Raw genomic sequence first — 23,933 nt, 5'->3', positions numbered from 1 at the left:
GATTCTGTAGTGTTTTTGCAGGCCGTTTCGCGAGCAGGCTCGCTCCCACAATGGAATGGGATCAACCTGTGGGAGCGAGCCTGCTCGCGAAGGCGTCAGATCAGACTCCGCCAACCTCACGGGTCGACCCACGCTCAACCAGCACCGGCGCAAAATCCACCACCCGCGCCATCTCATCATCCCCACGCAAGCGCTTGAGCAGACACTCAAACGCCCGCGCGCCTATCTCTTGCGTCGGCTGTGCCAGCGCGGTGATCCCGCTGCCTACCAGCGGATACCAATCCAGATCATCCAGGGCAATCAACCCGACATCTTCAAATAGACGCACGCCCAGCGCGCGCAGCGCATGCGTTGCCGCAAGCGCTGCGACACCATTGGCGCAAAACAGCGCTTTCGGGCCATCACCTGGTGTGTTTAAAAAGGTTTGAAGTCGCGCGTTCAGATCATCACCGGTTTCCAGCACCGCGCCAGTCAGAGTCGTGCGCTGAGCAATCTGCGCCTGAAAACTGCTGACCCGCTCGATCCGCGAGCTGGTGCCGTCATACGGTTCAGTCACCAGCAAAAGATCCCGATATCCGCGTTGCTCGAGATGCGCGAGCGCCATCTCTACTGCTTGCGAGTTGTTCAACCCGACCATATCACTGTCGAGCCCATCGACCTTACGATCGACCAGCACCAGTGGCATCTCGCGGCGCAGCTCATGCAATTCGTCACGGTGATGGCCCAGCGTGTTCACGATCAGCCCTTCGATGTTGTACGAGCGCAACAGCGCCAGATGCTGGCGCTCCTGCTCGTCATCGCGGTCGGTGTTGCAAACCACCAGGCTGTAGCCGTGCGCCCGGCATGCGGTTTCCACCCCGTGCATCACGGCAATCGAATAGGGGTTACGGATATCGGCGACAAGCATGCCGATCAGGCGTGTGCGCCCGCGCTTCAGGCCGCGAGCCATCTGGTTGGGGCGGTAGCCGAGTTCGCTGATGGCCAACTCGATGCGCAGGGCAATGGCGTCGGAGAGCAGGGCGCGATCATCGCCGATGAAGCGCGAGACACTGGCCTTGGACACCCCAGCGCGTTCGGCGACGTCGAGCATGGTCACGCGGCTGCGCTGGGCGGCGGAGAAGTCGTTCATTGCGGACCTTTTTGTTATTGGGGTAGCGCTGAAACCGGTTTCAGTGAACGACAGTGATGTGATTTCGTCAAGCGCAGGATCAACAGCAATCCTGAGTTGACCCGACGAACGGTGCAAATACCTGTCAGATATGACAGTAGGCAAACATCGCGCGGAGCCTTCTAATCCTTACACACCGATATTCACTATTTAGAGCAATTATCTGGCTTGTAAGGACTTCGCTATGTCGATGCATCGCAAGAGTGATAACGCTGGCATATTACTGGCTGATCCTCCGACCGTAGATGGTGTCCCGGACAGTGATCCTGATGGACGGTTACCCGCAGAAGTATTGCTCAACGGTGGTGTGGCAAGAGTGCCTCGATGGCCAATCTATGCCGATGCTCCCGAAAAGACCGATTTGCTGGAAGTGTTCTGGAGGCCAGATGGTGGCGTCGCAGTCCGGATTTACCACGACCCCAAAGTAGGACCAATTACTGAAACCGAGTTTATGATCCCGCTCGATAAGGGGCTGTTTCAGAATGATGGAGTTGCCTTCCTTTATTATCGGGTGTCGCCTCAGCCATTTGGTAACCCATTAACCTCCGAAGAAAAGAGGTTAACGATTGATCACAGCGTTATTCCACTGCCGATTCTGTTGAGTCCGAGCTTTACGGGTGTGGATTTTTACGGTTATTTGAACTGCGCTACCAAAAAACCGATATGGGAAGGTGTGTATGTGAAAGTGCCTTTCCAGAACTTTAGAGAAAACGACGTTTGTGAACTTTCATGGCGAGGTTTTTCCGAGCTTACTAATAGTGAAGAATTCTATGTAGAGGGTTCGGCGGGAGAGTTGAGTCATACTATGAGTCTTGCTGAGGCAGGAAACAGGGACGGGTTTGAATTGCCATCTATTCCGTTTTCCCCGTATTTGGAGCAGCTGATTGATAAATGCTCTATCACCGCGCGATATAGAGTCAAAAGGGATGGGCGTTATATTGGTCAATCCAGGGATGAGTTGGCAAAAATCGACCGTATAATACCGGGTGAAGATATTCCCTGTGGGCCGGTTTGAAGAAAAATATTAATTCGCTCTGAAATTGAATATTGGTTGTATCAATGTTCGTGCGAGGTTGTGGTGTTGCGTAAACGTTGAATTCTCATCTGTGAGAATTTGGGTAATGGGCGAGGAGAAAATCAAATGAATGCTAAGCAAGAGCTTTCCGAAGTTGATCGGTTGGCAGTCGAGAGCAGAATGAATGTGCCTTTGGCCGGCCCGCCGCCTGTGGTGGACGACATCATTAGCCCCGCGGACCGACGTGTATATGCAAACAAACTCTTGCCGGGTGCAAAACTCCCAGTAAAGTTGCCAAGATGGCCTATCGATATGCCTAACGACAAAGTGGTGACGCGCATTCGCCAAGCAGGCACTACGGCATGGACAATCGTTAACTCTTTCGACGCTGAAGCTGTTGATGGAAGACCTTCAGAGTATGAAATCTCCATTGACTCGGATCTGTTGTTGGAGGTCAATCCGCCCGAAACACCGACCACGTGGGAACTTCAATACCGTGTAGAACCGCAACCGGCCGGTAATCCATATTCCTCAGATATTACAACAATCATCATTGACAGGCGTGCGCCTTATCAAGCCGTGCCGGGTGGCGCGAAAGCTCGTCCGACAATTGGCAGGCTGCCTATCCTATCGCCTGGCAATCTGATCGACGAAGATTTTATCGAGCGCAACTCACCAAACGCTGTTATTAATTTTACCCATAACTATCAAAATCCTTTGCCGGGTGACATTCTGCGTTTTTGGATAAGCAGGGTCTATTCTGCAAGTAATACGGAGGAACCGATTTATGAGGGGCCTGCGGCAGCACTTATTAATGTCAGTATCAACAAGTTCAGGTTGCTTGACCCTCTGGCTGTCTATGCGTACTACACGATTACTGATGAAGTGGGGAATGTCAGTAATTTGTCGTTCGCCGCCGGAGTGAAAGTACTGTTTGCGCCACTGCCAGTGCTTGAAACGCCTATTGTTGATCTGGCGGAAACTGATAAGTTGATTGATCTTAAAGATTCAGCCAATACCACCGTAAAGTTGAGGAGAGTAGATAATATACTGGATGATGATGAAGTCAGAGTAGAGTGGGGCGGCCAAAACCTTGGCGAGTTTGCATTCGGGACTAACGACCCATTATCGGTGCCAGTGCCCTTTACTGATATTTTCACTGAGTACTACGATGGTGATGCGGATATCACGACGGACAAGCCGGTAACTATTGTTGCAACTCTCTTGCGCGGCACCGAAGTCATCAGTGAGTCCGAGCTTGAAATTGGTGTAAATATCTACTATCCAGGTCCCGTCAACCCCACTGACCCTGTTCCTCCCAATGATTTATTGGAAGAGCCACACATCACGAGTACCGCAGTACCAGACATCCTGGAACCTGCGGACTATGACAAAGATCACACGGTGACTATCCAGCTCTGGACGGACGTCGACAAACCGGTGAAGACTGGACAACAAATTCACGGCGAGTATGAGGGGGTGCGTTTCGGACCTGAATTCCTGACTGATGGGGATATCAGTGTAACAATGACCCTGCCGTGGTCTGTTATTAGTGCTGGTGGACTGGGGATCAACAAGAAACTTCGATATTTCGTATCCGATATCGGTGGGGTCAATGAAAATCCGTCTCCGATTACCGATGTCACCAATAACGCGATTGTGGTTGAGCTGGATCCACCAGTCGTTGCGCGAGAGTCTGGCACGACTATTTATTGTGAGGATCTCACAGAAGCTGGTTTCGGACTGAAAGTTGGTATTCCAGGCAATGCAACTCATCTGCTGGACGGTAGAACTGTGATTCTCTACGCCCAAGGGTATCGCGATGCGGCGATGACTGAGGAGTCTCCGAATACAGCATTCGAGTCTGCGCCACACCCAATAACCGGAGGGGAAGGCGCTGCCGGATTCGATATGACAATTACGCCATATGACCCAAACATCAGAAATATTCCGGTGCCACCTCCTGATCCGATTCCCGTTCCACCCGGCGATTACCGTGGGTATTGGAAGATCTGGTACACGGTGGAGATCAACGCGACGGAATATCCGTCGGTGGAGTTCGATAGCCCGATATACCTGGTCAATCCGAAAGGTGAGTACTGCGAGGATCAGTAAAGCGTTTTAGTTGTTTCCCGCCACGACAGCAGGTTGTACGTCGTGGCGGGAATCGTTGCGTTAAAATTTCCGACACCTCAGGAGGATAAAACCCTCACCATATCAGACTTTTCCTACATCGAATGTGCGTGTGTGACGATAATCTTGCCGCCCTTCGGTTGGGCATTCTGATAGGGAGTTGTCGAGCCGATTCTTTATATTCGGTAAGTTCGGTGAACTCTTATGTCGACGTTTAGCAAGCATAGAATTATCAGAAAGTGGTCGCCCGGTTTGATCTTGATATTTTTCTGTTCCTCTGCCGCGCAAGCACGAGTACTCAATCCTGGTGAAAGTGAAACCCTTACGCCCGCATCCCCGATCGAGAGCTGGAGTTTCGGTACAGGTTCTACCTTGACTGTCAACGGAGCAGAGACTCACGATATTTCTACTTTCGGCGGGACGTTGAATGTCAACGCGGGCAAAACCCGAGAAATAGAGGCTACAGAGGGAACTCTAGTCAATCTGAATGGCGCGACGATATCTGGTACAAGCGGCTCCATCACGCTGTCGCTGGTTAACAGCTCAGCAAACATCGAGAGTTCCACGATATCAGGTTTGGCTATTGGTTTGCAGGCTGTCCGGGAGCAGGGCACCCAAACTGGCTCGGTTGTTCACTTGCAGGACAGCACTGTTCAGGGAGCCGCGGGCGGGGCGTTTTTGACCTCTTATAGTGTCCTTGACATGAGTAACAGCACTGTCGAGGGAACTGGTAGCGATAGCTTTGGTTTGTCACTGTCTGGTGGTTCTGCTAATTTGAGTGCCAACTCGAAGGTAATCGGTGATCTTAACGGCGTGATTTATGGGCTGGATGGTTCGGATGAACTACTCAGCCAGCTGGTATTGGACAAGTCGAGCATTGAAGGAAAAACCGGCGCGGCGATTGTCGCTGACCTGGGTCTCAATCCGTTGGGGCCGTTGGTCATACAAGTGCTGAATGGTTCTACTCTTTCAGGGGGTAACGGTTCGATTCTGGAAGTCGCGGGAGGTACGTCTGTTGATTTCAGTGTCGCGAATAGCCAGCTGAACGGCAATGTCACTGTCCAGCCAGGCAGTGCAGTGAGTGTTTCGTTGGATCAAAGTGCTTCCTTAACCGGTGATCTATTGAATGTCTCTGCATTAAAGCTCAGCAACAACAGTGCGTTTCACGGGCTATTCAAAGGAAATGCAGTGGATGGCTCAAGCGTGAGAGTCGAAAGCGGTTCGACGTTTACCGGGAATGTCGAGAATGTAACGAGCTTTACCCTTAATGATTCTGCCTGGGTTCTGGCCGGTAACAATCAAGTCGGCAATCTGGAAATGGCAGGTGGCACGCTCGATTTCGCTCCGGGGCAGACCTTCTACAAGCTGGATGTCGAAAATTTGTCTGGCAATGGCGTAATAAAAATGGCCACGGATTTTGGCAGTCAACAGACGGATTTCCTCAATGTCACCAACCGCGCAGACGGCAACTATCAGCTGTCAGTGACAGCGACTGGCAGCAAACCCACGAGTGACGAGCCGATTCAGTTGGTCAAGGTGGCCAGTGGTGATGCGAAGTTTGCGTTGAACAACGGCTCGGTAGACGCAGGCGCTTTCATCTACAAGTTGTTCGAGGAAGGCGACGGCTGGTTTCTTCGACCTGATACGCAAATCAGCACCAGTACCCGCTCTGTATTGGCCATCGCCAATACTGCACCTACAGTGATTGATGCGGAGCGTACGCTGCTCAATACGCGAATGGGCGATCGTCGGTTGACGGGCAGGGCCGGCGGCTTCTGGATGCGCACCTATGGCAATCGTTACAGCGTGCAGAACGGATACGGTGATGGTTATAGCCAGACTCAACAGGGGCTGGTTATTGGAGCCGATACCCGTCTGGCGGAGAGCGAATGGTTAGTGGGGGCGATGGTTGGCTATGGCAAAACCGATCTCGATTTGAAACATGGTAGTACTGGCACGGTCGATAGCTATTCGGTAGGTGGCTACCTGACAAAGTTTGATGCCCAGTCCGGTTTCTACATCGATGCAATCGTGAAGATCAACAGCTTCGACAACAAGTTGAATGTCAGCATGAGCGATGGCGAACGCAGCAAAGGTGACTACAACACGTATGGTTTAAGTGGATCGCTGGAAGTGGGTAAGCAATATGATTTGACCGCTGATCTGTTTCTGGCCCCGTTTGTTCAAGTCAATGCCGCGGTGATCTCTGGTAAGCATTACTCTCTGGACAATGGGCTTGAGGTCGACAGTCAACTTACACGAACCCTTGTTACCAAGGGGGGGATGTATGTGGGTAGCCAGATCGATTTGGGCAATGGCCAGAAAATTCAGCCGAGAGTTCGTGTAGCGATGGGCCATGAGTTCATTAAGTCCAATGAGGTCAATGTCAACGAGAGCCGCTTCAATAACGACACGTCGACAACCAGTATGGAGCTCGCTGGTGGTGTCAATTGGGCTTTGCCGAACGGAGTACAGATTTTTGCCGAAGCGGGGTCGAGTCAAAGCAAGACGGTCAGTCAGGATTATAATGTGAGCGCTGGCTTCAGCATTGCGTTCTAAATGCATATCTTATAAAAAAGGAGGCGAAAGCCTCCTTCTTATTGTCTTGCAAATGTCATTTAATACGTTTTACCCAATTCTCTGCGATCAAGTTGAAAGCGATAGTTAGTTCATGAGTCTTTGGTGTTTCCAAGCCGTCACTGACAGTTGCGCTGATATTGCCACTCACTGAACCAGCCGCCGAATCAAAATCTATTGCCGTTGTCGCAGCGCTTGTAGAGTACTCAGAAGGTGGATCTTCTGCGGTATTGCTGTAGAGAATTCGCAGATTTTCATTTGCAAGGACCGGTTTGTTATTTTCCGGAGTCTTCAGAAAAATAATCCTGATGCTCTGGATCTGGTTGGTTGTCGAGTCACGATAACGTGCCTCAATCGTCCAGCGAGGAGGTTCCCCCTCCTGTGGATAGATAACCTTTTTAAACGTCGCCTGAAAATCAATAGGCTCCGATTTGTCGATAGATGCGCTGAAGCTATTATCGAGAGGGGAGTACTTCGTAATAGGTGTACGCAGTTTCCGTGCTGTACTCATGAGTTTGTCTCCATCATTGAAGTCGCAAGTGGGTCCAGCGGATCAGCATTCAAATCGAGCCACGGGAACTGCATCAGAGCGCGATTAGATGAGTCTGTAAACTGTCAGACTTCACAGTTTACAGAATGCGTTTTTTATGATTTGTCAGGAACGTTGATGGATTGCAGAATGGCGATGCATCAACGCATACACAGACATCCTTGATGTCTGTTATTTCCCTGAATATCCAATTACGCAACAGCGATAGCGAATGCCGCCTGAGTAAAGACAACCAATCGACTATATTTCTGCAGTTTCGGAGATTCGCTGAGTTTCAGCCAAACAACCCTGCCGCAATATTAATCGAAAACCCCAAAATCGCGGTGTTGAACACAAACCCGATCAACGACTGCGCCAGCACGATTTTCCGGATATCCCGAGTCGCCACGCCGACATCCGCTGTCTGTACCGCCACGCCGATGGTGAAGGAGAAGTACAGGAAGTCCCAATAGTTGGGCGTGGTCAGCCCTTCGGCAAAGCGCAACGCCGGTTCTTTGCCATCCCAGGTGTAATACAACCTCGCGTAGTGCACGCAGAAAATCACCCCGATCAGCAGCCACGAACCGATTATCGTCAGCGCGGTAAAACCGTAATGCATGAGTTTGCGCGTGGTTTCCAGATCCTTGCTGCCGGCAAGCTCGAAGGTAATGGTCGCCAGACTGGCCAGTGCGGCGATGCACACCACGAACAGTACCAACCCGGCATTTTCGTCTTCGACTTCAGCGATGCGTTTGACGTCCGGTGCCTTGGCGCGCACGGTCAGCCAGAACATCAGGATCAGGTAAGTCCAGACACCGGCGTTCCAGCCGATGAGGATTTTGCTGACGATGGAGTCGGCCGGGACCAGCAGGCCGGTGGCGAGGCCGAGCACGGCGGCAACGGAAAGGCGAGGGTGGGTGCGGGAGAGCAAGCGCATGGGGACTCACGTTGGTGAACTGTCAGCGCACCATAGCGCAGACGATCCGGCTTTTGTAATAGCTGCCGAAGGCTCGGGCCGCGATCGGACGATCTTTCGACTTTAGCTTTTCAAGATCAAAAGATCGCAGCCTCGTTGCACTCGACAGCTCCTACATTTGGATCAGTGGGGTTTGGTGAAGCGTTGTACGAGTTTGATGACGACGACGAAAAAGACTGGGACGAAGATCACCGCCAGCGTGGCAGTGATCATCCCGCCAATTACGCCGGTGCCGATCGCTTGCTGACTCGCCGAGCTTGCGCCAGTGGCAATCGCGAGCGGCACCACGCCAAGAATGAACGCCAGCGAAGTCATCACGATTGGCCGCAAGCGCAAGCGAGCAGCCTGCAACGTTGCATCGATCAGGTCGTGACCTTCGTCATACAGGCTCTTGGCAAATTCGATAATGAGGATCGCGTTCTTCGCCGACAGTCCGATGATGGTGATGAGACCAACCTTGAAGAACACGTCGTTAGGCATCCCGCGCATTGTCACCGCCAGCACCGCGCCGAGCACACCCAGCGGGACAACGAGCAGCACCGACGTCGGAATCGACCAGCTCTCATACAGCGCCGCCAGACACAGAAACACCACCAGTAGCGACAAACCGAGCAACATCGGCGCCTGATTGCCTGACAGGCGTTCCTGCAACGACAGACCGGTCCATTCCTGGCCCAGACCTTTCGGCCCCAGCGCTACCAGTCGCTCGATTTCCGCCATCGCTTCGCCGGTGCTGTGCCCCGCCGACGGTTCGCCAGAGATGGCAATCGCCGGATAGCCGTTGTAACGAGTCAACTGCGCCGGGCCTTGAATCCAGTTGGCCTGGACGAATGCGGACAGCGGCACCATGTTCCCGGTGTTGTTGCGCACGTGCATTTTCAGCAAGTCGTCCACCTGGCTGCGCTGGTCGCCTTCGGCTTGCACGACGACGCGCTGCATGCGGCCCTGATTCGGGAAATCGTTGATGTAGCTGGAACCCACCGAAGTGGACAGCACGCTGCCGATTTCGGCAAACGATACACCCAGGGCATTGGCCTTCTTGCGGTCTACAACCAGCTGCACTTGCGGCGCTTCGGCCAGAGCACTTTCGCGCACGTTCATAAGCACCGGACTTTTCTCGGCGGCGGCCAGAAGTTCGGTGCGCGCCTGCATCAGCGTCGCGTGACCGAGGCCTGCGCGATCCTGCAATCGGAACTCGAAACCGCTGGAAGTGCCGAGACCATCCACCGGCGGCGGCAGCACCGAGAACGCCATGGCGTCCTTGATCTGACTCAACGCAGCATTGGCGCGATCGGCAATCGAGCTGGCAGCATCGTCACTGCCACGTTCCGACCAATCCTTGAGCGTCGAAAACGCCAGCGCCGCATTCTGCCCGCTACCGGAGAAACTGAAACCCAGGATCACTACGCTGTCACTGATTCCCGGCTCACCGGCGTTGTGCGCTTCGAGCTGTTCGGCTACTTGTACGGTACGGTTCTTCGTTGCGCCTGGTGGCAGCTGGATATCGGTAATGGTGTAACCCTGATCTTCTGTGGGCAGAAACGAAGAGGGCAGGCGCGCAAAACAAAACCCGAGCCCAATCAGCAGCACGACGTAGATCAACAGATAACGACCAGTGCGCTTGAGCGCGTAGCCGACCCAACCCTGATAGCGGTCGGTCAGTTGTTCAAAGCGACGATTGAACCAGCCGAAAAATCCGGACTTCTCGTGATGCTCACCCTTGGCGACAGGCTTGAGCAATGTTGCGCACAACGCCGGCGTCAACGTCAGGGCGAGAAACGCCGAGAACAGAATCGAGGTGGCCATGGACAGCGAGAACTGTTGGTAGATCACGCCGACCGAGCCCTGCATGAACGCCATCGGAATAAACACCGCGACCAACACCAGCGTTATGCCGATGATCGCCCCAGTGATCTGCGTCATCGCCTTGCGCGTGGCTTCCTTGGGCGACAGGCCCTCGGTGGCCATGATCCTCTCGACGTTCTCTACCACGACGATGGCGTCATCCACCAGAATGCCGATGGCGAGCACCATGCCGAACATGGTCAGCACGTTGATCGAGAAGCCCAGCGCGAGCATGGTCGCGAACGTGCCCATCAGCGCCACTGGCACCACCAGCGTCGGGATCAGCGTGTAGCGCACGTTCTGCAGGAACAGGAACATCACCGCAAACACCAGCAGCATCGCTTCGCCTAGGGTGTAAATCACTTTGGTGATCGAGACTTTGACGAAGGGCGAAGTGTCGTAAGGAATCTTGTACTCCACGCCGGCCGGGAAGTAGCGTGCCAGTTCATCCATCTTCGCCCGCACCAGCGTCGCGGTGTTCAGCGCGTTGGCACCCGGAGAGAGCTGCACGCCGACGGCGGTGGACGGCTTGCCGTTGAGGCGCGTGCCGAATTGATATTCCTGACTGCCGATCTCCACTCGCGCTACATCACCGATGCGCACCGTGGAGCCATCGCGATTGGCCTTGAGCACGATGTCGGCGAATTCCTGCGGCGTCGACAATTGGCCCTTGACCAGAATCGTCGCAGTGATTTCCTGCGTCGAAGGCGACGGCAGATCGCCGATGCTACCGGCGGAAACCTGGGCGTTCTGCGCAACGATGGCCTCGTTGACATCGGCCGGCGTCAGGTTGAAGGCGATCAGCTTCTGCGGATCGATCCAGATGCGCATGGCCCGCTCGGCACCATACAACTGAGCCTTGCCGACACCGTCCAGGCGCTTGATCTCGTTCATCACGTTGCGCGCCAGATAATCGCTGAGCGCCACGTCATCGAGCTTGCCGTCGCTGGAGGTCAGGGTAATCAGCAAGAGGAAACCGGAAGAGACCTTTTCCACCTGCAAACCCTGCTGATTGACCGCTTGCGGCAGACGCGACTCGACCACCTTCAGGCGGTTTTGTACATCGACCTGCGCCAGCTCGGGGTTGGTGCCCGGCTGGAAAGTTGCCTTGATCGTCGCGCTGCCCAGGCTGCTCTGCGATTCGAAGTAGAGCAGGTGATCGGCGCCGTTGAGTTCCTCCTCGATCAGGCTGACCACGCTTTCATCGACGGTCTGCGCCGAGGCGCCTGGGTAGACGGCATAGATTTCGATCTGCGGCGGTGCGACGTCCGGGTACTGCGCGACCGGCAACTGCGGAATGGCCAGCGCTCCGGCCAACAGGATGAACAGGGCGACCACCCAGGCAAACACGGGGCGGTCAATAAAGAACTGCGGCATATAGAAGCGTCCTGCTTACTGACCAGCGGTCTGGGCAAGTGGAAGAGGGGTTTCGTCGATCTGTACTTTTTCCCCGGGACGGGTGTGTTGCAGGCCTTCGATGACAATGCGGTCGCCGGGCTTCAGGCCACCGGTGACGATCCACCGATTGTTCTGCACCGCACCCAGTTGCACCGGTTGCTGCGCCACGCGCATCTGCTCATCGACGGTCAGCACTTGGGCAATGCCGGCACTGTCACGCTGCACCGCGCGTTGCGGCACGGTGATACCGTTCTGGATGGTTGCCTGCTCAAGGCGTACGCGGATGAAACTGCCCGGCAGCAGGTCGAGATCCGGATTGGGGAATTCACTGCGCAGGATGATCTGGCCAGTGCCTGGATCAACGGTGATGTCGCTGAACAGCAGCTTGCCGGGAAATGGATACAGGCTGCCGTCATCCTGAATCAGCGTGGCCTTGACCTGATCCTGACCGACTTCCTGCAACTGCCCGGAGCGAAATGCGCGACGCAATTCATTGAGCTCGCGGGTCGACTGGGTCAGGTCGGCATGGATCGGGTTGACCTGCTGGATCAGTGCCAGTGGCGTGGTTTCGTTCTGTCCGACCAGCGCACCCTCGGTGACCAGCGCGCGACCGATACGCCCGGAAATCGGCGCGGTGACGGTGGCATAACCGAGGTTGAGTTTCGCTCGTTCAAGTGCTGCCTTGCTGGCGGCAACATCAGCTGCCGTTTGCCGGGCGGCGGCGCGGGCGTTGTCGTAATCCTGGCCGCTGATGGCCTTGTCATCGATCAACTGCGCATAGCGTTGTTCTTGCAGTTTCGCCTGAAAGGCGTTGGCCTCGGCTTTGCGCAACGCTGCTTCGGCACTGTCCAGATCGGCCTTGAACGGCGCCGGATCGATGCGGAACAGCACATCGCCTTTTTTCACGTCGCTGCCTTCGCGATAGGTGCGCTGCAACACTACGCCAGCCACCCGTGCACGCACTTCGGCAATCCGTGGTGCGGCGATGCGGCCACTCAGTTCGCTGCTGATCGACAATGGCTGGGTTTTGATGGTCTCGATGCGCACCGTGGCCGGCGGCGCCTGCTCTTCGGCATTCGATGACGAATCACAGGCGCTCAGTGTCAGTGCCAATGCGATCAGGCCGAGCCCGGCCAGCAGTTTTCCAGACATGTACAACCCCCAATATTGAAGGCCGCATCCTACGGCCAGACGGGGAGGTTAGCGGTGAAGCTTTGTAGTTGCTGTGTGAAATTGTGTAAGGGTTTTGCTCGGTGGTGCGCGAGGGCGTATATCCTGCAAACCTTGAAATTTATTGCGACAGTTCGATCGCTTTCGCGAGCAGGCTCGCTCCCACAGGAGATCGCATTTCAATGTGCGAGCGAATGAGTCCTGACTGTCGCCCCAGCATTTTCTGGAACACCCCATGCCCAATATCCTGCTGGTCGAAGACGACACCGCCCTCGCCGAACTGATTTCCAGCTACCTGGAGCGCAACGGTTATTCCGTCAGCGTCATCGGCCGTGGCGACCATGTGCGCGAACGGGCGCGGATCAGTCCGCCGGATCTGGTGATCCTCGACCTCATGCTGCCGGGCCTCGACGGCTTGCAGGTGTGCCGCTTGCTGCGGGCCGATTCGGCGACACTGCCGATCCTCATGCTCACGGCCCGCGATGACAGTCATGATCAGGTGCTGGGCCTGGAAATGGGCGCTGACGACTACGTCACCAAACCCTGCGAGCCACGAGTGCTGCTGGCGCGGGTGCGTACCTTGTTGCGGCGCAGCAGCCTCGGCGAGCCTTTGGCGGTAAATGATCGGATCGTCATGGGCAATCTGTGCATTGACCTGTCCGAGCGCACCGTGACCTGGCGTGATCAAGCGGTTGAGCTGTCCAGCGGCGAATACAATTTGCTGGTGGTGCTGGCCCGGCACGCCGGCGAAGTGCTGAGTCGCGATCAGATCCTTCAGCGGCTGCGCGGTATTGAATTCAATGGCACCGATCGCTCGGTGGATGTGGCGATTTCCAAGCTGCGGCGCAAATTCGATGATCACGCCGGCGAGGCGCGCAAGATCAAGACCGTGTGGGGCAAGGGCTATCTGTTCAGCCGCTCCGAATGGGAATGCTGAGCTGATGTTTCGTATCCTGTTTCGCCTGTATCTGGTGACGATCGTCTCCTATAGCGCGGCGATCTACCTGGTGCCTGATCTGGTGGTCATGGCCTTCCGGGATCGCTTCGTCACCTACAACCTGGACTTTTCCCGAGGTCTGCAATCGCTGATCACCAAGCAGTTTCATGCTGCGCCGCAAGAGCAATGGCCGGCGATTGCGGCGGCTATGGACAAGGAATTCCAGCCCCTGCACATCGTCCTGACGCCAATCGACGACCCGGTGTTCACTCCCATCGAGCAGGAACGTCTGCACCGTGGTGAAAACGTGGTGCGCATCGGTGATTGGGGATGGCGAACATTGGCGGTGACGCCGCTGAATGCGGACATGGCCGTGCGCATGGTTGTGCCGCCGGATCCGGTCGACGTCGATCTGTTGTACTGGAGCATCAATGTGCTGATCGGCGCCATGTTGCTCGGCTGCCTGTTGCTTTGGCTGCGTCCGCACTGGCGCGATCTTGAACGTCTGAAGGGCACTGCCGAACGCTTCGGCAAGGGGCATTTGAGCGAGCGAACCAGAATCGCCCCGAGTTCGAACATCGGCAGCCTCGCCAACGTGTTCGACACCATGGCCGGCGATATCGAGAACCTGCTCAACCAGCAGCGCGACCTGCTTAACGCTGTTTCCCATGAACTGCGTACGCCGTTGACGCGTCTGGATTTCGGCCTGGCCTTGGCGTTGTCCGAAGACTTGCCAGCCGCCAGTCGCGAGCGCTTGCAGAGCCTGGTCGCGCATATTCGTGAACTGGATGAACTGGTGCTGGAGTTGCTTTCCTACAGCCGCTTGCAGAATCCCGCGCAATCGCCCGAGCGCATCGAGGTGTCGCTGGACGAGTTCATCGACAGCATTCTCGGTAGTGTCGACGAAGAACTGGAATCGCCGGAGATCGTCATTGATGTTCTGTTGCACGGTCAGCTCGAACGCTTTGCGCTGGATCCGCGTCTGACCGCCCGGGCTATCCAGAACCTGTTGCGCAATGCCATGCGCTATTGCGAAAAGCGCATTCAGATTGGCGTACAAGTCATTGCCGGCGGGTGTGAGATCTGGGTCGATGATGATGGCATCGGCATTCCCGACGATGAGCGCGAGCGGGTTTTCGAACCGTTCTACCGGCTCGACCGCAGCCGTGATCGCGCGACGGGTGGTTTCGGCCTCGGTCTGGCGATCAGCCGCCGAGCGCTGGAAGCGCAGGGCGGCACTTTGACAGTTGAGGATTCGCCATTGGGTGGTGCGCGGTTCAGATTATGGCTGCCTGCGACCGCCTGACACGTCTAACGGATATCGGATGACTGAATCAGGCCGACGCCGGCCTCTTGCATCCGGGTAGTCGCGGCTGCCAGCGAACCGTCCAGATCAATCGCTCGGCAAGCATCCATCACTACAAAGGCATTGAAGCCTGCCGCGCGCGCATCCAGCGCCGAAAACATCACACAAAAATCCAAGGCCAGGCCGACCATGTACACGGTGTCGATGCCGCGTTCTTTAAGATAACCCGCAAGACCCGTAGTGGTGCGTCGGTCCGCTTCAAGAAAGGCCGAGTAGCTGTCGATGTCGGGATTGCAGCCTTTGCGGATGACCAATTGCGCGTGTGGCAAATCCAGTTCCGGGTGGAATGCGGCGCCGGCACTGGCTTGCACACAATGATCCGGCCACAACGTTTGTGCGCCGTACGGTAACTCGATGACGTCGTGGGGCTGCCGGCCCGGATGGCTGGATGCGAACGAAACATGCCCGCTGGGATGCCAGTCCTGAGCAATAACGACTTGCCTGAACTGACGCGCGAGCCGGTTGATCAGCGGCACAATCCGGTCACCTTCAGGCACCGGTAACTGGCCGCCGGGAATGAAGTCGTTCTGAACATCGATGACCAGCAAGGCAGTGCGAGATGAAATTGGCAAAGGGCGATCCTCCTTGGAATAAAACCTCTGCCAGTTTAGCAGGGCTGTGTTCAGCCGCTGGTCTGCAACACGCATTGCTGGGTTTTACTGTCCCAGACCTGGCCTTTCGGGCATTCGGGTTTCTTGACGGCGTCGCTTTCATCGACGGCGAAAACAGCAGGGCTGGACAGGACGGCGGCCAGCAGCGGTACAGCGAACAGCGCTTGGCGAATGTTCATGGTTGATCTCCACTTTCATCGGCTTGGAGCGAAAGTTGTTGTTCTCCTTTGCAGTGACGGTTCCGTTCTGTGCAAGATTCAAAGTTCTGCAGCGGCCATTGACTTGTCATCTGTCGGCAGGCTAATTTCCAGCCCATGACTTTCACCGTATCGCGCTGCCAGCCAAGCATTATTACCGCCATTCCTCATTTGGCGGGCTAGCTCACGACTGCAGCACCCAACCCGCCCTAGAGGCGGGTTTTTACTTTCTGTCTCCGGGGTTCTGAAAAATGTCAGGAGACGACCATGCCGCACAGCCCCGACCAGCAAGCCCTGCTTGAGCACTACGTAAAGAAAATCCTGGCCGCGCCGGTGTACGACATTGCGGTGCGTACCCCGTTGCAGCCTGCGCCGGCATTGTCGCAAGCACTGGGCAATCGGGTCCTGCTCAAGCGCGAAGATCTGCAACCGACGTTCTCTTTCAAGATCCGTGGTGCTTACAACAAACTCGTGCAACTGAGCGATGAGCAGCGAGCGCGGGGAGTGATCACTGCGTCGGCGGGTAATCACGCGCAGGGTGTAGCGCTGGCGGCACGGGAGTTGGGCATCTGCGCGACGATCGTCATGCCGTCTACCACCCCTGAGCTCAAAGTTCTCGGCGTGCGCAGTCGCGGTGCCGAAGCACTGCTGCATGGCGAGAGTTTCCCGTTTGCTCTGGCCCACGCGTTGCATTTGGCCGAGCAGAGCGGACGCACGTTCGTTTCACCGTTCGATGATCCTGACGTGATCGCCGGACAAGGCACCGTGGCGATGGAAATACTGCGCCAGCATCAAGGCGCGCTGGATGCGATCTTTATCCCGGTCGGCGGCGGAGGCTTGATCGCCGGAATCGCGGCCTACGTCAAATACCTGCGCCCGGAAGTGCGGATCATCGGCGTCGAATCCGAACATTCGGCCTGTCTGCAAGCCGCTTTGCGCGCGGACGAGCGGGTGGTTCTACCAAGCGTCGGTACCTTTGCCGATGGCGTAGCGGTGGCGCAGATCGGCGCGTATGGCTTTGAGGTTTGCCGTTTTTGTGTAGATGAGGTAATCACGGTCAGCAATGACGAGCTCTGCGCCGCGATCAAGAATATCTACGACGATACACGTTCGATCACTGAACCTTCAGGTGCTCTGGCCGTGGCGGGGATCAAGCAGTACGTGGCGCGCAGTGGGGTTCGCGATCAGACATTCGTCGCCATCGACTCCGGGGCCAACATCAACTTCGACAGCCTGCGCCATGTCGCCGAGCGCGCCGCTGCTTGCGGCGTGCCGGCGTAACAAGCGCTCGGGTTATTCCTGCAGGGCGGTGCCGTCTTTGTCCGACGCCGACCAGATGCGATAACGCACTTCGACGTCTGACGGCGCGTACACCACAACCGGCAATTTGCTGTTGTAACGCAACATGAAGCCGTCGCCGACGACCGGAACGAAAGCGCGCTTTTTCTGACTGCCAGGCGGGCAGGCCATCATCGTGCTCATTGGGCCGATGACCTTTTCCAGGCGATAGAACGGATAGCCCCAGCCTTGCAGATTCTTTTCATCGAGAACACCGCCCAGACGTTGACGGTTGCAATCTACTTCCAGAGTTTTGCCGGCGAGAATTTCAACCTGGAAATTCTCTTCCTGCTCTTGTTTGGGCAGATGGATGACTTGACGGGTAAACCCGGCTTCGGCTTTGGGATACGGCGCGACGTCTTCGAGTTTGGCGGCGTGGGCGAGGGTGGAAAGGTTGGCGATTAACAGGCCGGTGATCGCGCAAATACTCAAGGAATTCATGGAAGCCTCCGTGCGGGTTGAATTGCATTGGGAGACATTCTTGCCGTCATGGTCGTCGAAAGCAAATTCAGCCGGAGATTGCAGATTGCAGGGGACAGGTGGTCGGTTCATGCATTTTGCAAATAGCAGGATACTGGCCACTTTTCCAAGTGCTTGATTTTGAAAGAAGCAAAACGAACCGATCAAAGGCACGTTTTATGCGTTCTTTCGGTAAGGCGCACCGGATTTGGGCGCCTACACTCCAATGGGCATTTCGCAGTACCACCACTTGCTGCACCAAGGAAACAGCGGGGGCACACCCGTGAAGGCGCAGCAAAGGGTCAGCGTGAATACTTGATTGGCAATCGCACAGAAAGGAGAGGGTTCGCCATGTTTTTATCTGCCTTGGAATTACGCAATATCATTGAAAGCAGCTTCCTGCCGAAACGCTGCCAGTGCACGCTGTCACCCGACTTGTCGATGTCGGTCAAAGTGTTTGGCGACCATCGAACCGACCAAGCCGATCTCTACGTCAGTGGCATCGATGCCAGCCGCTTGAACAGCTGCCGTGAAATCAACAACCTGGTCGCAGGGCTGCGTTCCGATCTCGCGCAACAAACCACGACACATCAAAACAGCGCTCGTTCTCGAGCCGTTTAACCCACCGTTTCACCCAGTTCGACCGTCACGCGCCGGGCCTTCACGAAACCAAGGCCCAGCGCGAACTCGACCAGCACCGCGAGCAAGATCCCGGGGCCGGCATGACCATTGAGCCATTCGCCAAAACCCAACGCCGCCAAACCGAAACAGCCGACGATAAAACCATTGCTCAGTGCACTGCGTGCCGCTGACGGCGGAGCATTGCGCAGCAAATAAAACATCACCCCCAACGCCGCAAACAGCACCGCGCTGCGCCTTGCGACTACGCCCGTGCCCTCCGAATAGCCAATACTCCAGATCGCCAGCAACACCTCTGGAAAAAATCCCCAGACCAGCGCCAGCAGAAAACACAGGATTGAAGTGAAGCTCGACAACGTGCGGAACGACAACTGCATGGCCAATCCTTGCGGCAGTAGGGAAGGCCCCGAGCATACCCGCCGAAACCACCCCACGCCTATGGCCAACCGGAAAATCAGAAGCGTCTGTCAGTTCTGTTGACTGCAAGCGTCAGATAATTTCCTGTAGCTGATTTGTGCGGGCTTGCCGGTGTTGTCGATGTATTTCATGTCGGCGGTGATGACTTTGCACTAGAGGGTCGGCGGCTCGGTTAGCGAAAGCACCTTCGCCACGTGGAGTGGCATGCCGTATTGGTAGGGTGTTTGATTCGATGTGGCGGAGGTGTCGTTGGCTTGGGCCAGTGCGGCGTATGAGCAGCAGGCGAGGGTGGCGGTGAGCAGGAGGGGACGAATGTCCATGAGAGGACTCCAGCGTTGCGGGTAGGCGCCCGGCACGAAGCCGGGCGAGCCTGCCGCACTGGGCGTCAGCGGGGGAGAGCTGAGGGTGTGCGGTGATATGGAGTCTCTGACTGTGGCGTTAAGGCTGAGTTAACCGATGTGAACATGAGCTGAGTTATTTACGGTTGCTTTTCCCTTGCCTCGGGCATTTGTCGTTTGCGATATGAATCATTAGGGTACGGGCTTTGACGTGCTCGAAAAAATTAATGATAAGGCTGTACTGCTAAATTTCAGTACCCTAACTTATCTGGAAAAAACGAGAGCGGTGGGTGAGTGGCCTTCCACGTTTTTGCGAGTTCTTTTGCTTTTTCTAATTGCTCTTTTGACAGCTTTTTTTCCACTTCCGGCAATACGTCGTTAACGTTGTTTATTACGTTTCCACCACCATCGAGCTCCAGTAGATTCGACAATAGTGCGTATGACTTCACCGGGTCTGATTCAAATCCGTATTCTGGTTCAGCTTCGCCAATATATGACGCATAACCAAAAACTGCTGATGCATAGCCTGAGGCTGCAGCTTTTTCATTCCATTTTCTAAATGATGAAAAATCGGCTTTTTCAATCCTGGTAGCGGCAAATCCCATCATGGCTGGTGGATAACCATTCTCTGCAGCGGCTTTCATCCATTTTTCGATTTCATCTGATCTGCTAGAGGGTAGTAGGAACATGCCTCCCCCCTCTTGATACTTGGTCGCTAAACGAAATTGCGCTAATGCAAAACCTTTTTCTGCGGATTTTTCAAGCCATTCATCGTTTCCTGTTATCTCCCATAGCAGGTACATCGACTCAGCGTCACCATGAGATGCCTGATCTGTAGCAAGGTTTTTGGCTTTGTTCATCCAATCTTTAGGTGATTGCTCGGAGGAAGAACAATTGTTCATAGTTACGCACAAATCTTGATCCGCGCCGCCGAGCCGAATCATAGAGTAAATATTGCCTTTTTTTGCTGATTCCTCGTAAGCCTTTTGCGCTTCTTGGGTCATATATCTGTTGTTTTTTCTTATTGATTCTCCTAGATAGTAAAGTGCTTCATTGTCACCACCCTTTGCAGCGATTTCTAAAAACTCGATTGCGGATATTGCTTTGTATTGATTGTAGAGCTCAATGCCTTTCTTCTTCGCTTCTTCTTGCTCTTTTGTTAGTGTTGCATTAGCGGTATTGCAGAGAAATATAAGGAGGACACAGAAGGTTGTAGCAAACAATTTTTTTAAGTTTATCAATTTGATTTTCCTGCTGGAGCTGAAAATTTCACAGAAGGCCTTGGTATATAGCTGTTTTCATGCATAACAATTTTGCAGGATCCATCAATCGGCCCACCTAATATCGAAGCATTTTTCTTATATCGAGCCCTGGTAGTGTTTCCGAGTGCTTCAGTTACCGCAAGCACTGGTTCGCTCATGAAATTGTCCAACAAATAGCGGTTTTCACAGTATTTTTGACCGGTATCAACCGGTTCGACCCCGAATTTGTTCATGCATGCGCAGGCTAGCTCAAATTGTTTTTGAGCCTCCGGTAGGCTTCCTTTCTCTTGAGCGTTAGTAGTTATATGAGTAATTATCATCTCAATCGCTGTCTGTTGCGCTAAATATGCTGTATCTCTCGTATATTTTTTCTTGCCATCGTTTGAAGCGCTAATGCTAGTTTGTTTCGCTGTGGCTATGGCGAACTCCTCCGGATTAGACATCAGTGTCAACAAAATCGGGCCTAACGCGGCAGGGGTGGCCTCTACCACCCATTTTTTTAACTCGTCTGGGTTTTGGTATTCAATAATAGCATGAGCAATCGGGCCACCTTTTCCTCCGCTGGTCATCGCGTCATACAAGTCCATGACAACACTCCAACCCATCAGGTAAGACATTTCCACACTAAGCCCAGCAGCTCCTAATGCGTTCAGCGCCGATGCAAACTGTCCCGCTTCTGTCTCCATCCACTCCACTTTTCTGCCTTTGGCTCTGTGCAACTCCCTGCGATACAAGTTGACAAGGTCAACCACTGCCTCATAACCAACTTCGAACTTGAAGCTACCATTTGCACCTGGGCCAAGTACCACAGCCGCTTTCAAGTTCAAAATAAAACGCCCCTTATCGAGAGACACCTGCGCCGTTCCCTGAAAGCCCGCGCCAAACGCCACCCCAACTGAACCGCTCAACTTGGCCAGCGTCAACCATGGATTTGCATTTTTCGCGTCTTTAGCGCTGCCAATCCCCGTTGAAGGTGCGATGCGTAAGGCGGCGAGTTCTTTTGGCGGTGCCCAGTTCAATACGCCGGTAAGCTCAATGGCGGCTTGCAAACCCCCAAAGACATTGAAGCTGGCTTTTGCGCCGTTTTCGATTTGTACTTTGGCGAAACGTCCGCCGCGCAGTTGCTCTGTGCTTTTGGAGTCGGCGTAGGTGCCGGATTTCGACGTGTGTTCAAGATCAGGAGTAGGACTATCGTCACCGCTATCGGTTTTTGCTTGCTTGGCGGCTGCGTGATCGGCGCGTTCTTCTTTTGCAGAAGCGTCTTCACGTTGTGCGCGTTTTACCGGGCTCAGCGACGCTCCATATTTGACGTTGCCGAAGATAGGGCTCAGCTCTACGCTGCCAGCTAACAATAACGACGCTCCAGCGTAACCCCAGGCCTTTACACCAAAGTGAAAGGAGAAGCGGCCGAAACTCATTTGTCGTGGGCTGCCGTCCAAGAGATAGTCAAGCATGATTTCTTGAGCGTTGGCCTTGGCAGGCATGTCCACTTTCATTAACTGAACTTCGCCCCGTGCCAAGTCCAGGCTCAATCCCATCTCCCCAGATATCTGGAAGCCTTCCGCGGCGGACATCTTCGGGCCTTCTAGCTTCAGTTCACCGTGAATGTTCGGCTGTGGAGGAGTCAGGCAGCGGACGAATTGAGCCTGAGGACTTGCATCAAACAGCCTTACCTCGCCGCGCACACTTTTCTGGAACACTAGTTGCTGAAGGTGCTTGCCCCAGTTAGTTAGGGCCGCGTCGTCTTCTAGTTCAGTAACCTCATAACCTTGCTTTTTCAAGTACGCGTAAAAGTCTTTAGCTTTGAACCAGCCTTTTTCGTCGAAACAGTCGCCAGCCTGATCACTGATTTTTTTTGCACCCTGATCCAAGAGCCATTGGCGGAACGAACTGATTTCACTGTTTTTATCGGAGCCTTCGGTAGCATCGGTTGGTAGACTTTCTTTTACCTTCTTTATCGAGCCAGCTGCCTTTTTCAAATCTTCTTCGATTATTTTTTTTGCGTCTTTCAGGTTCGCCATGCTGAACCATCCAAGGGGCGTGCCCTTGGCGTCAGAAAGGCTGACTTCGCGCAGTGGAAAGCCTGGCTTTACCATACGGTCGATTGGTTTCGGTTGGAACTCTTCTGGTTCCCAAATTAAATAGCGCCTAGGTTTACTGGTGCTGACATTTTTTTGGGCTGTGGCCTGGAGGTCATCCTTGATTTTTTGTAGTTGATCCCACTTGGCACGTTCTGCATCAACGAGGCCGGCTGGCGCCTGTGCATTTTGGCCTGTTGCCTCGATCCAGCGTTTGTATTTCTCCTGAAGTTGCGCTGTAACTTCTACCTGTTTTTTCTCTGTGTCCAGATACAGTTTGAATTGCTCGATACCGGAAGGGAGTCCGTCACTGATCAAGGCGAATTCCGGAAGAGCAAGACCATACTCGGACGCTTTGATGATGGATTCAGTGTAAGCGTGGTAATCAAGCGCTTCGGCATTTTTGTGTAGTGTGTAGACATAACCGACCAGATCGGCGGTGCAGTCAGTCATGCCACTGCAGATATTGTCGTAACTTTTTTTCTTTTCCGCCAAGGCTTTGGCAACGTCTTCCAGCGATACCTGCTTGAAGTCTTTGTTGCCGAGGAACTTCTTGCGAGCCTCCAGATAAGCTTGCACACGTGCCCGCGCTTCAATCGCCTCCTTGGAGTACAGCGAGCCGCTTTCGTAGGTGTAGCCTTCCAACTTAGCGGCCGCTACCGCTTCTTTTTTTAGCGCGACCCACTCAGCCCGCCGCTTGTAAAAGTCGGCATATGCTTCGTGAACGCGCTGGTCAGTAGCTATGTCTGCCGCTAGACGGTCGAGGCGAGATACCGGCGTCTCCTCCTCCGTGGACTGAGCAGGAGCGACTGCCGGTTTGTTCCCATCAGCTTCGTTCTGCCTTTTTTTAGCGGTGGCGGGATCGATTTCGATCTCATCGCCCATCGCTTCAAACTCTTCCATACGAGCACGCTGCGCGCCCGTGAGAAAGTTGCTCAACTTGGGCTCAAGGAAGTATTCCAGCAAACCAGATTCCTGCAACCCGTTCAGGCGTGCATCACGTGATTTGCTGGGCGCAATCATTTTATCCAAGGCAAACATGGATTCTTTGATGGCGGACTTTGCCCGTTCGGGAAGCAGCCAGAACTCTTGCTCTTCGGTGGCATATATGGCACTGGCAAACTTTTGCGAGCAGGCAGACGCGTGCGGGTTGAAAGTTTTTGAGCATTGATCTGGGGTATCTCTGACAGGCTCCAGTACAATCAGATTCTCCGCAGAGCACTGAGTTGCGGCTTCCGGGGTCGTCTGCGCAGGCGGTTGAGTTGCGGCGGGTGTCTGAGCGGCAGGCGCAGCAGGCGGTAGTGCGCTTTTCGGAACGCTCAGGTTCCATCCGACTTTGACATTATCCGGGTTGGTGATGAAGGGGTTCATCTGACGAAGTTGCGCCACAGTAGTGTTGTAGCGCGTAGCAATCTGGCCCAGAGTTTCGCCGGGCATTACGGCGTGATTTGTAATTTCCATGGTGATTCCGTTCTGTTGT

General features: G+C 54.6%; 17 protein-coding genes and 2 pseudogenes. 7 read left to right on the top strand and 12 right to left on the bottom strand.

The window, feature by feature from the left end:
- Positions 1 to 100: 100 nt before the first annotated feature.
- Positions 101 to 1,129, bottom strand: a complete 1,029-nt coding sequence (locus PS14A_RS13405) for a LacI family DNA-binding transcriptional regulator (protein ID WP_212616435.1) — start codon at positions 1,127 to 1,129, stop codon at positions 101 to 103.
- A gap of 223 nt (positions 1,130 to 1,352) precedes the next feature.
- Between PS14A_RS13405 and PS14A_RS13400 the strand changes: the two genes are divergently transcribed.
- The 3 genes from PS14A_RS13400 (at position 1,353) to PS14A_RS13390 (ending at position 6,875) form a co-directional block, all read left to right on the top strand.
- Entirely contained in the window at positions 1,353 to 2,183 is an 831-nt protein-coding gene (locus tag PS14A_RS13400; RefSeq protein WP_130912210.1) for a hypothetical protein, read from the top strand.
- A gap of 126 nt (positions 2,184 to 2,309) precedes the next feature.
- Positions 2,310 to 4,298: a hypothetical protein gene (locus PS14A_RS13395; RefSeq protein WP_212616434.1), complete on the top strand. Its 1,989-nt coding sequence runs from the start codon at positions 2,310 to 2,312 to the stop codon at positions 4,296 to 4,298.
- A 222-nt stretch (positions 4,299 to 4,520) separates the two neighbouring features.
- Positions 4,521 to 6,875, top strand: coding sequence for an autotransporter outer membrane beta-barrel domain-containing protein (locus PS14A_RS13390; protein ID WP_212616433.1), 2,355 nt, complete (start codon positions 4,521 to 4,523; stop codon positions 6,873 to 6,875).
- Positions 6,876 to 6,930: 55 nt separating this feature from the next.
- Here PS14A_RS13390 and PS14A_RS13385 read toward each other — a convergent pair whose 3' ends face one another.
- The 4 genes from PS14A_RS13385 to PS14A_RS13370 all read right to left on the bottom strand — a co-directional run bounded on the left by PS14A_RS13385 (position 6,931) and on the right by PS14A_RS13370 (position 12,793).
- Positions 6,931 to 7,404 (bottom strand): hypothetical protein, encoded by a 474-nt coding sequence (locus tag PS14A_RS13385; RefSeq protein WP_130912207.1) that lies wholly within the window; start codon positions 7,402 to 7,404, stop codon positions 6,931 to 6,933.
- 313 nt (positions 7,405 to 7,717) lie between these two features.
- A complete protein-coding gene (locus PS14A_RS13380) occupies positions 7,718 to 8,359 on the bottom strand; it encodes a DUF1345 domain-containing protein (RefSeq protein WP_130912206.1) in 642 nt (213 codons plus the stop codon).
- 162 nt (positions 8,360 to 8,521) lie between these two features.
- Positions 8,522 to 11,620 carry an efflux RND transporter permease subunit gene (locus tag PS14A_RS13375; RefSeq protein WP_130912205.1) on the bottom strand — a complete coding sequence of 1,033 codons (3,099 nt, stop codon included), beginning with the start codon at positions 11,618 to 11,620 and terminating at the stop codon, positions 8,522 to 8,524.
- 15 nt (positions 11,621 to 11,635) lie between these two features.
- A complete protein-coding gene (locus PS14A_RS13370) occupies positions 11,636 to 12,793 on the bottom strand; it encodes an efflux RND transporter periplasmic adaptor subunit (RefSeq protein ID WP_212616432.1) in 1,158 nt (385 codons plus the stop codon).
- A 253-nt stretch (positions 12,794 to 13,046) separates the two neighbouring features.
- Here PS14A_RS13370 and PS14A_RS13365 point away from each other — a divergent pair, with 253 nt between their 5' ends.
- On the top strand, positions 13,047 to 13,748 hold the full coding sequence (locus tag PS14A_RS13365) for a response regulator transcription factor (RefSeq protein ID WP_016774890.1): 702 nt from the start codon (positions 13,047 to 13,049) through the stop codon (positions 13,746 to 13,748).
- Positions 13,749 to 13,752: 4 nt separating this feature from the next.
- Positions 13,753 to 15,054 (top strand): ATP-binding protein, encoded by a 1,302-nt coding sequence (locus tag PS14A_RS13360; protein ID WP_212616431.1) that lies wholly within the window; start codon positions 13,753 to 13,755, stop codon positions 15,052 to 15,054.
- Positions 15,055 to 15,059: 5 nt separating this feature from the next.
- Here the strand turns inward: PS14A_RS13360 and pncA are convergent, their stop codons facing one another.
- Positions 15,060 to 15,686, bottom strand: a complete 627-nt coding sequence (gene pncA, locus PS14A_RS13355; RefSeq protein WP_212616430.1) for a bifunctional nicotinamidase/pyrazinamidase — start codon at positions 15,684 to 15,686, stop codon at positions 15,060 to 15,062.
- A 50-nt stretch (positions 15,687 to 15,736) separates the two neighbouring features.
- Entirely contained in the window at positions 15,737 to 15,904 is a 168-nt protein-coding gene (locus PS14A_RS13350; protein WP_178083737.1) for a hypothetical protein, read from the bottom strand.
- A 285-nt stretch (positions 15,905 to 16,189) separates the two neighbouring features.
- On the opposite strand from PS14A_RS13350, the pseudogene ilvA reads away from it, so the two are divergent.
- A pseudogene (gene ilvA / locus PS14A_RS13345) lies at positions 16,190 to 17,179 on the top strand (threonine ammonia-lyase, biosynthetic); the annotation flags it as partial.
- 36 nt (positions 17,180 to 17,215) lie between these two features.
- Here ilvA and eco read toward each other — a convergent pair.
- Positions 17,216 to 17,701, bottom strand: coding sequence for a serine protease inhibitor ecotin (eco, locus tag PS14A_RS13340; protein WP_212616428.1), 486 nt, complete (start codon positions 17,699 to 17,701; stop codon positions 17,216 to 17,218).
- Positions 17,702 to 18,070: 369 nt separating this feature from the next.
- Between eco and PS14A_RS13335 the strand changes: the two genes are divergently transcribed.
- On the top strand, positions 18,071 to 18,340 hold the full coding sequence (locus PS14A_RS13335; protein WP_212616427.1) for a DUF1652 domain-containing protein: 270 nt from the start codon (positions 18,071 to 18,073) through the stop codon (positions 18,338 to 18,340).
- On the opposite strand, the gene PS14A_RS13330 is transcribed toward PS14A_RS13335, so the two are convergent.
- From PS14A_RS13330 to PS14A_RS13315, 4 genes and pseudogenes are all read right to left on the bottom strand, one after another.
- Positions 18,337 to 18,735, bottom strand: a complete 399-nt coding sequence (locus PS14A_RS13330; RefSeq protein WP_212616426.1) for a hypothetical protein — start codon at positions 18,733 to 18,735, stop codon at positions 18,337 to 18,339. The two genes, PS14A_RS13335 and PS14A_RS13330, sit on opposite strands and share 4 nt — an antisense overlap.
- Before the next feature lie 90 nt (positions 18,736 to 18,825).
- Positions 18,826 to 19,095 (bottom strand): annotated as a pseudogene (locus PS14A_RS13325) (DUF2790 domain-containing protein).
- A gap of 269 nt (positions 19,096 to 19,364) precedes the next feature.
- Positions 19,365 to 20,354, bottom strand: a complete 990-nt coding sequence (locus PS14A_RS13320) for a sel1 repeat family protein (protein ID WP_249121289.1) — start codon at positions 20,352 to 20,354, stop codon at positions 19,365 to 19,367.
- Positions 20,351 to 23,914, bottom strand: a complete 3,564-nt coding sequence (locus tag PS14A_RS13315) for a LysM domain-containing protein (RefSeq protein ID WP_212616425.1) — start codon at positions 23,912 to 23,914, stop codon at positions 20,351 to 20,353. The genes PS14A_RS13320 and PS14A_RS13315 overlap by 4 nt, the downstream gene beginning before the upstream one ends.
- Positions 23,915 to 23,933 lie beyond the last annotated feature (19 nt).

The organism is Pseudomonas sp. 14A (genome assembly GCF_018132745.1).
GTDB classification, from domain to species: Bacteria; Pseudomonadota; Gammaproteobacteria; order Pseudomonadales; family Pseudomonadaceae; genus Aquipseudomonas; species Aquipseudomonas mercuritolerans.
This window is presented reverse-complemented; position numbering and strand designations above follow the sequence as displayed.

What these genes read in the sequence shown, in the direction of transcription:
- PS14A_RS13405 (WP_212616435.1), bottom strand. Translation starts at nt 1,129, where the DNA reads ATGAACGACTTCTCCGCCGCCCAGCGCAGCCGCGTGACCATGCTCGAC.
- PS14A_RS13400 (WP_130912210.1), top strand. Translation starts at nt 1,353, where the DNA reads ATGTCGATGCATCGCAAGAGTGATAACGCTGGCATATTACTGGCTGAT.
- PS14A_RS13395 (WP_212616434.1), top strand. Translation starts at nt 2,310, where the DNA reads ATGAATGCTAAGCAAGAGCTTTCCGAAGTTGATCGGTTGGCAGTCGAG.
- PS14A_RS13390 (WP_212616433.1), top strand. Translation starts at nt 4,521, where the DNA reads ATGTCGACGTTTAGCAAGCATAGAATTATCAGAAAGTGGTCGCCCGGT.
- PS14A_RS13385 (WP_130912207.1), bottom strand. Translation starts at nt 7,404, where the DNA reads ATGAGTACAGCACGGAAACTGCGTACACCTATTACGAAGTACTCCCCT.
- PS14A_RS13380 (WP_130912206.1), bottom strand. Translation starts at nt 8,359, where the DNA reads ATGCGCTTGCTCTCCCGCACCCACCCTCGCCTTTCCGTTGCCGCCGTG.
- PS14A_RS13375 (WP_130912205.1), bottom strand. Translation starts at nt 11,620, where the DNA reads ATGCCGCAGTTCTTTATTGACCGCCCCGTGTTTGCCTGGGTGGTCGCC.
- PS14A_RS13370 (WP_212616432.1), bottom strand. Translation starts at nt 12,793, where the DNA reads ATGTCTGGAAAACTGCTGGCCGGGCTCGGCCTGATCGCATTGGCACTG.
- PS14A_RS13365 (WP_016774890.1), top strand. Translation starts at nt 13,047, where the DNA reads ATGCCCAATATCCTGCTGGTCGAAGACGACACCGCCCTCGCCGAACTG.
- PS14A_RS13360 (WP_212616431.1), top strand. Translation starts at nt 13,753, where the DNA reads ATGTTTCGTATCCTGTTTCGCCTGTATCTGGTGACGATCGTCTCCTAT.
- PS14A_RS13350 (WP_178083737.1), bottom strand. Translation starts at nt 15,904, where the DNA reads ATGAACATTCGCCAAGCGCTGTTCGCTGTACCGCTGCTGGCCGCCGTC.
- eco (WP_212616428.1), bottom strand. Translation starts at nt 17,701, where the DNA reads ATGAATTCCTTGAGTATTTGCGCGATCACCGGCCTGTTAATCGCCAAC.
- PS14A_RS13335 (WP_212616427.1), top strand. Translation starts at nt 18,071, where the DNA reads ATGTTTTTATCTGCCTTGGAATTACGCAATATCATTGAAAGCAGCTTC.
- PS14A_RS13330 (WP_212616426.1), bottom strand. Translation starts at nt 18,735, where the DNA reads ATGCAGTTGTCGTTCCGCACGTTGTCGAGCTTCACTTCAATCCTGTGT.
- PS14A_RS13315 (WP_212616425.1), bottom strand. Translation starts at nt 23,914, where the DNA reads ATGGAAATTACAAATCACGCCGTAATGCCCGGCGAAACTCTGGGCCAG.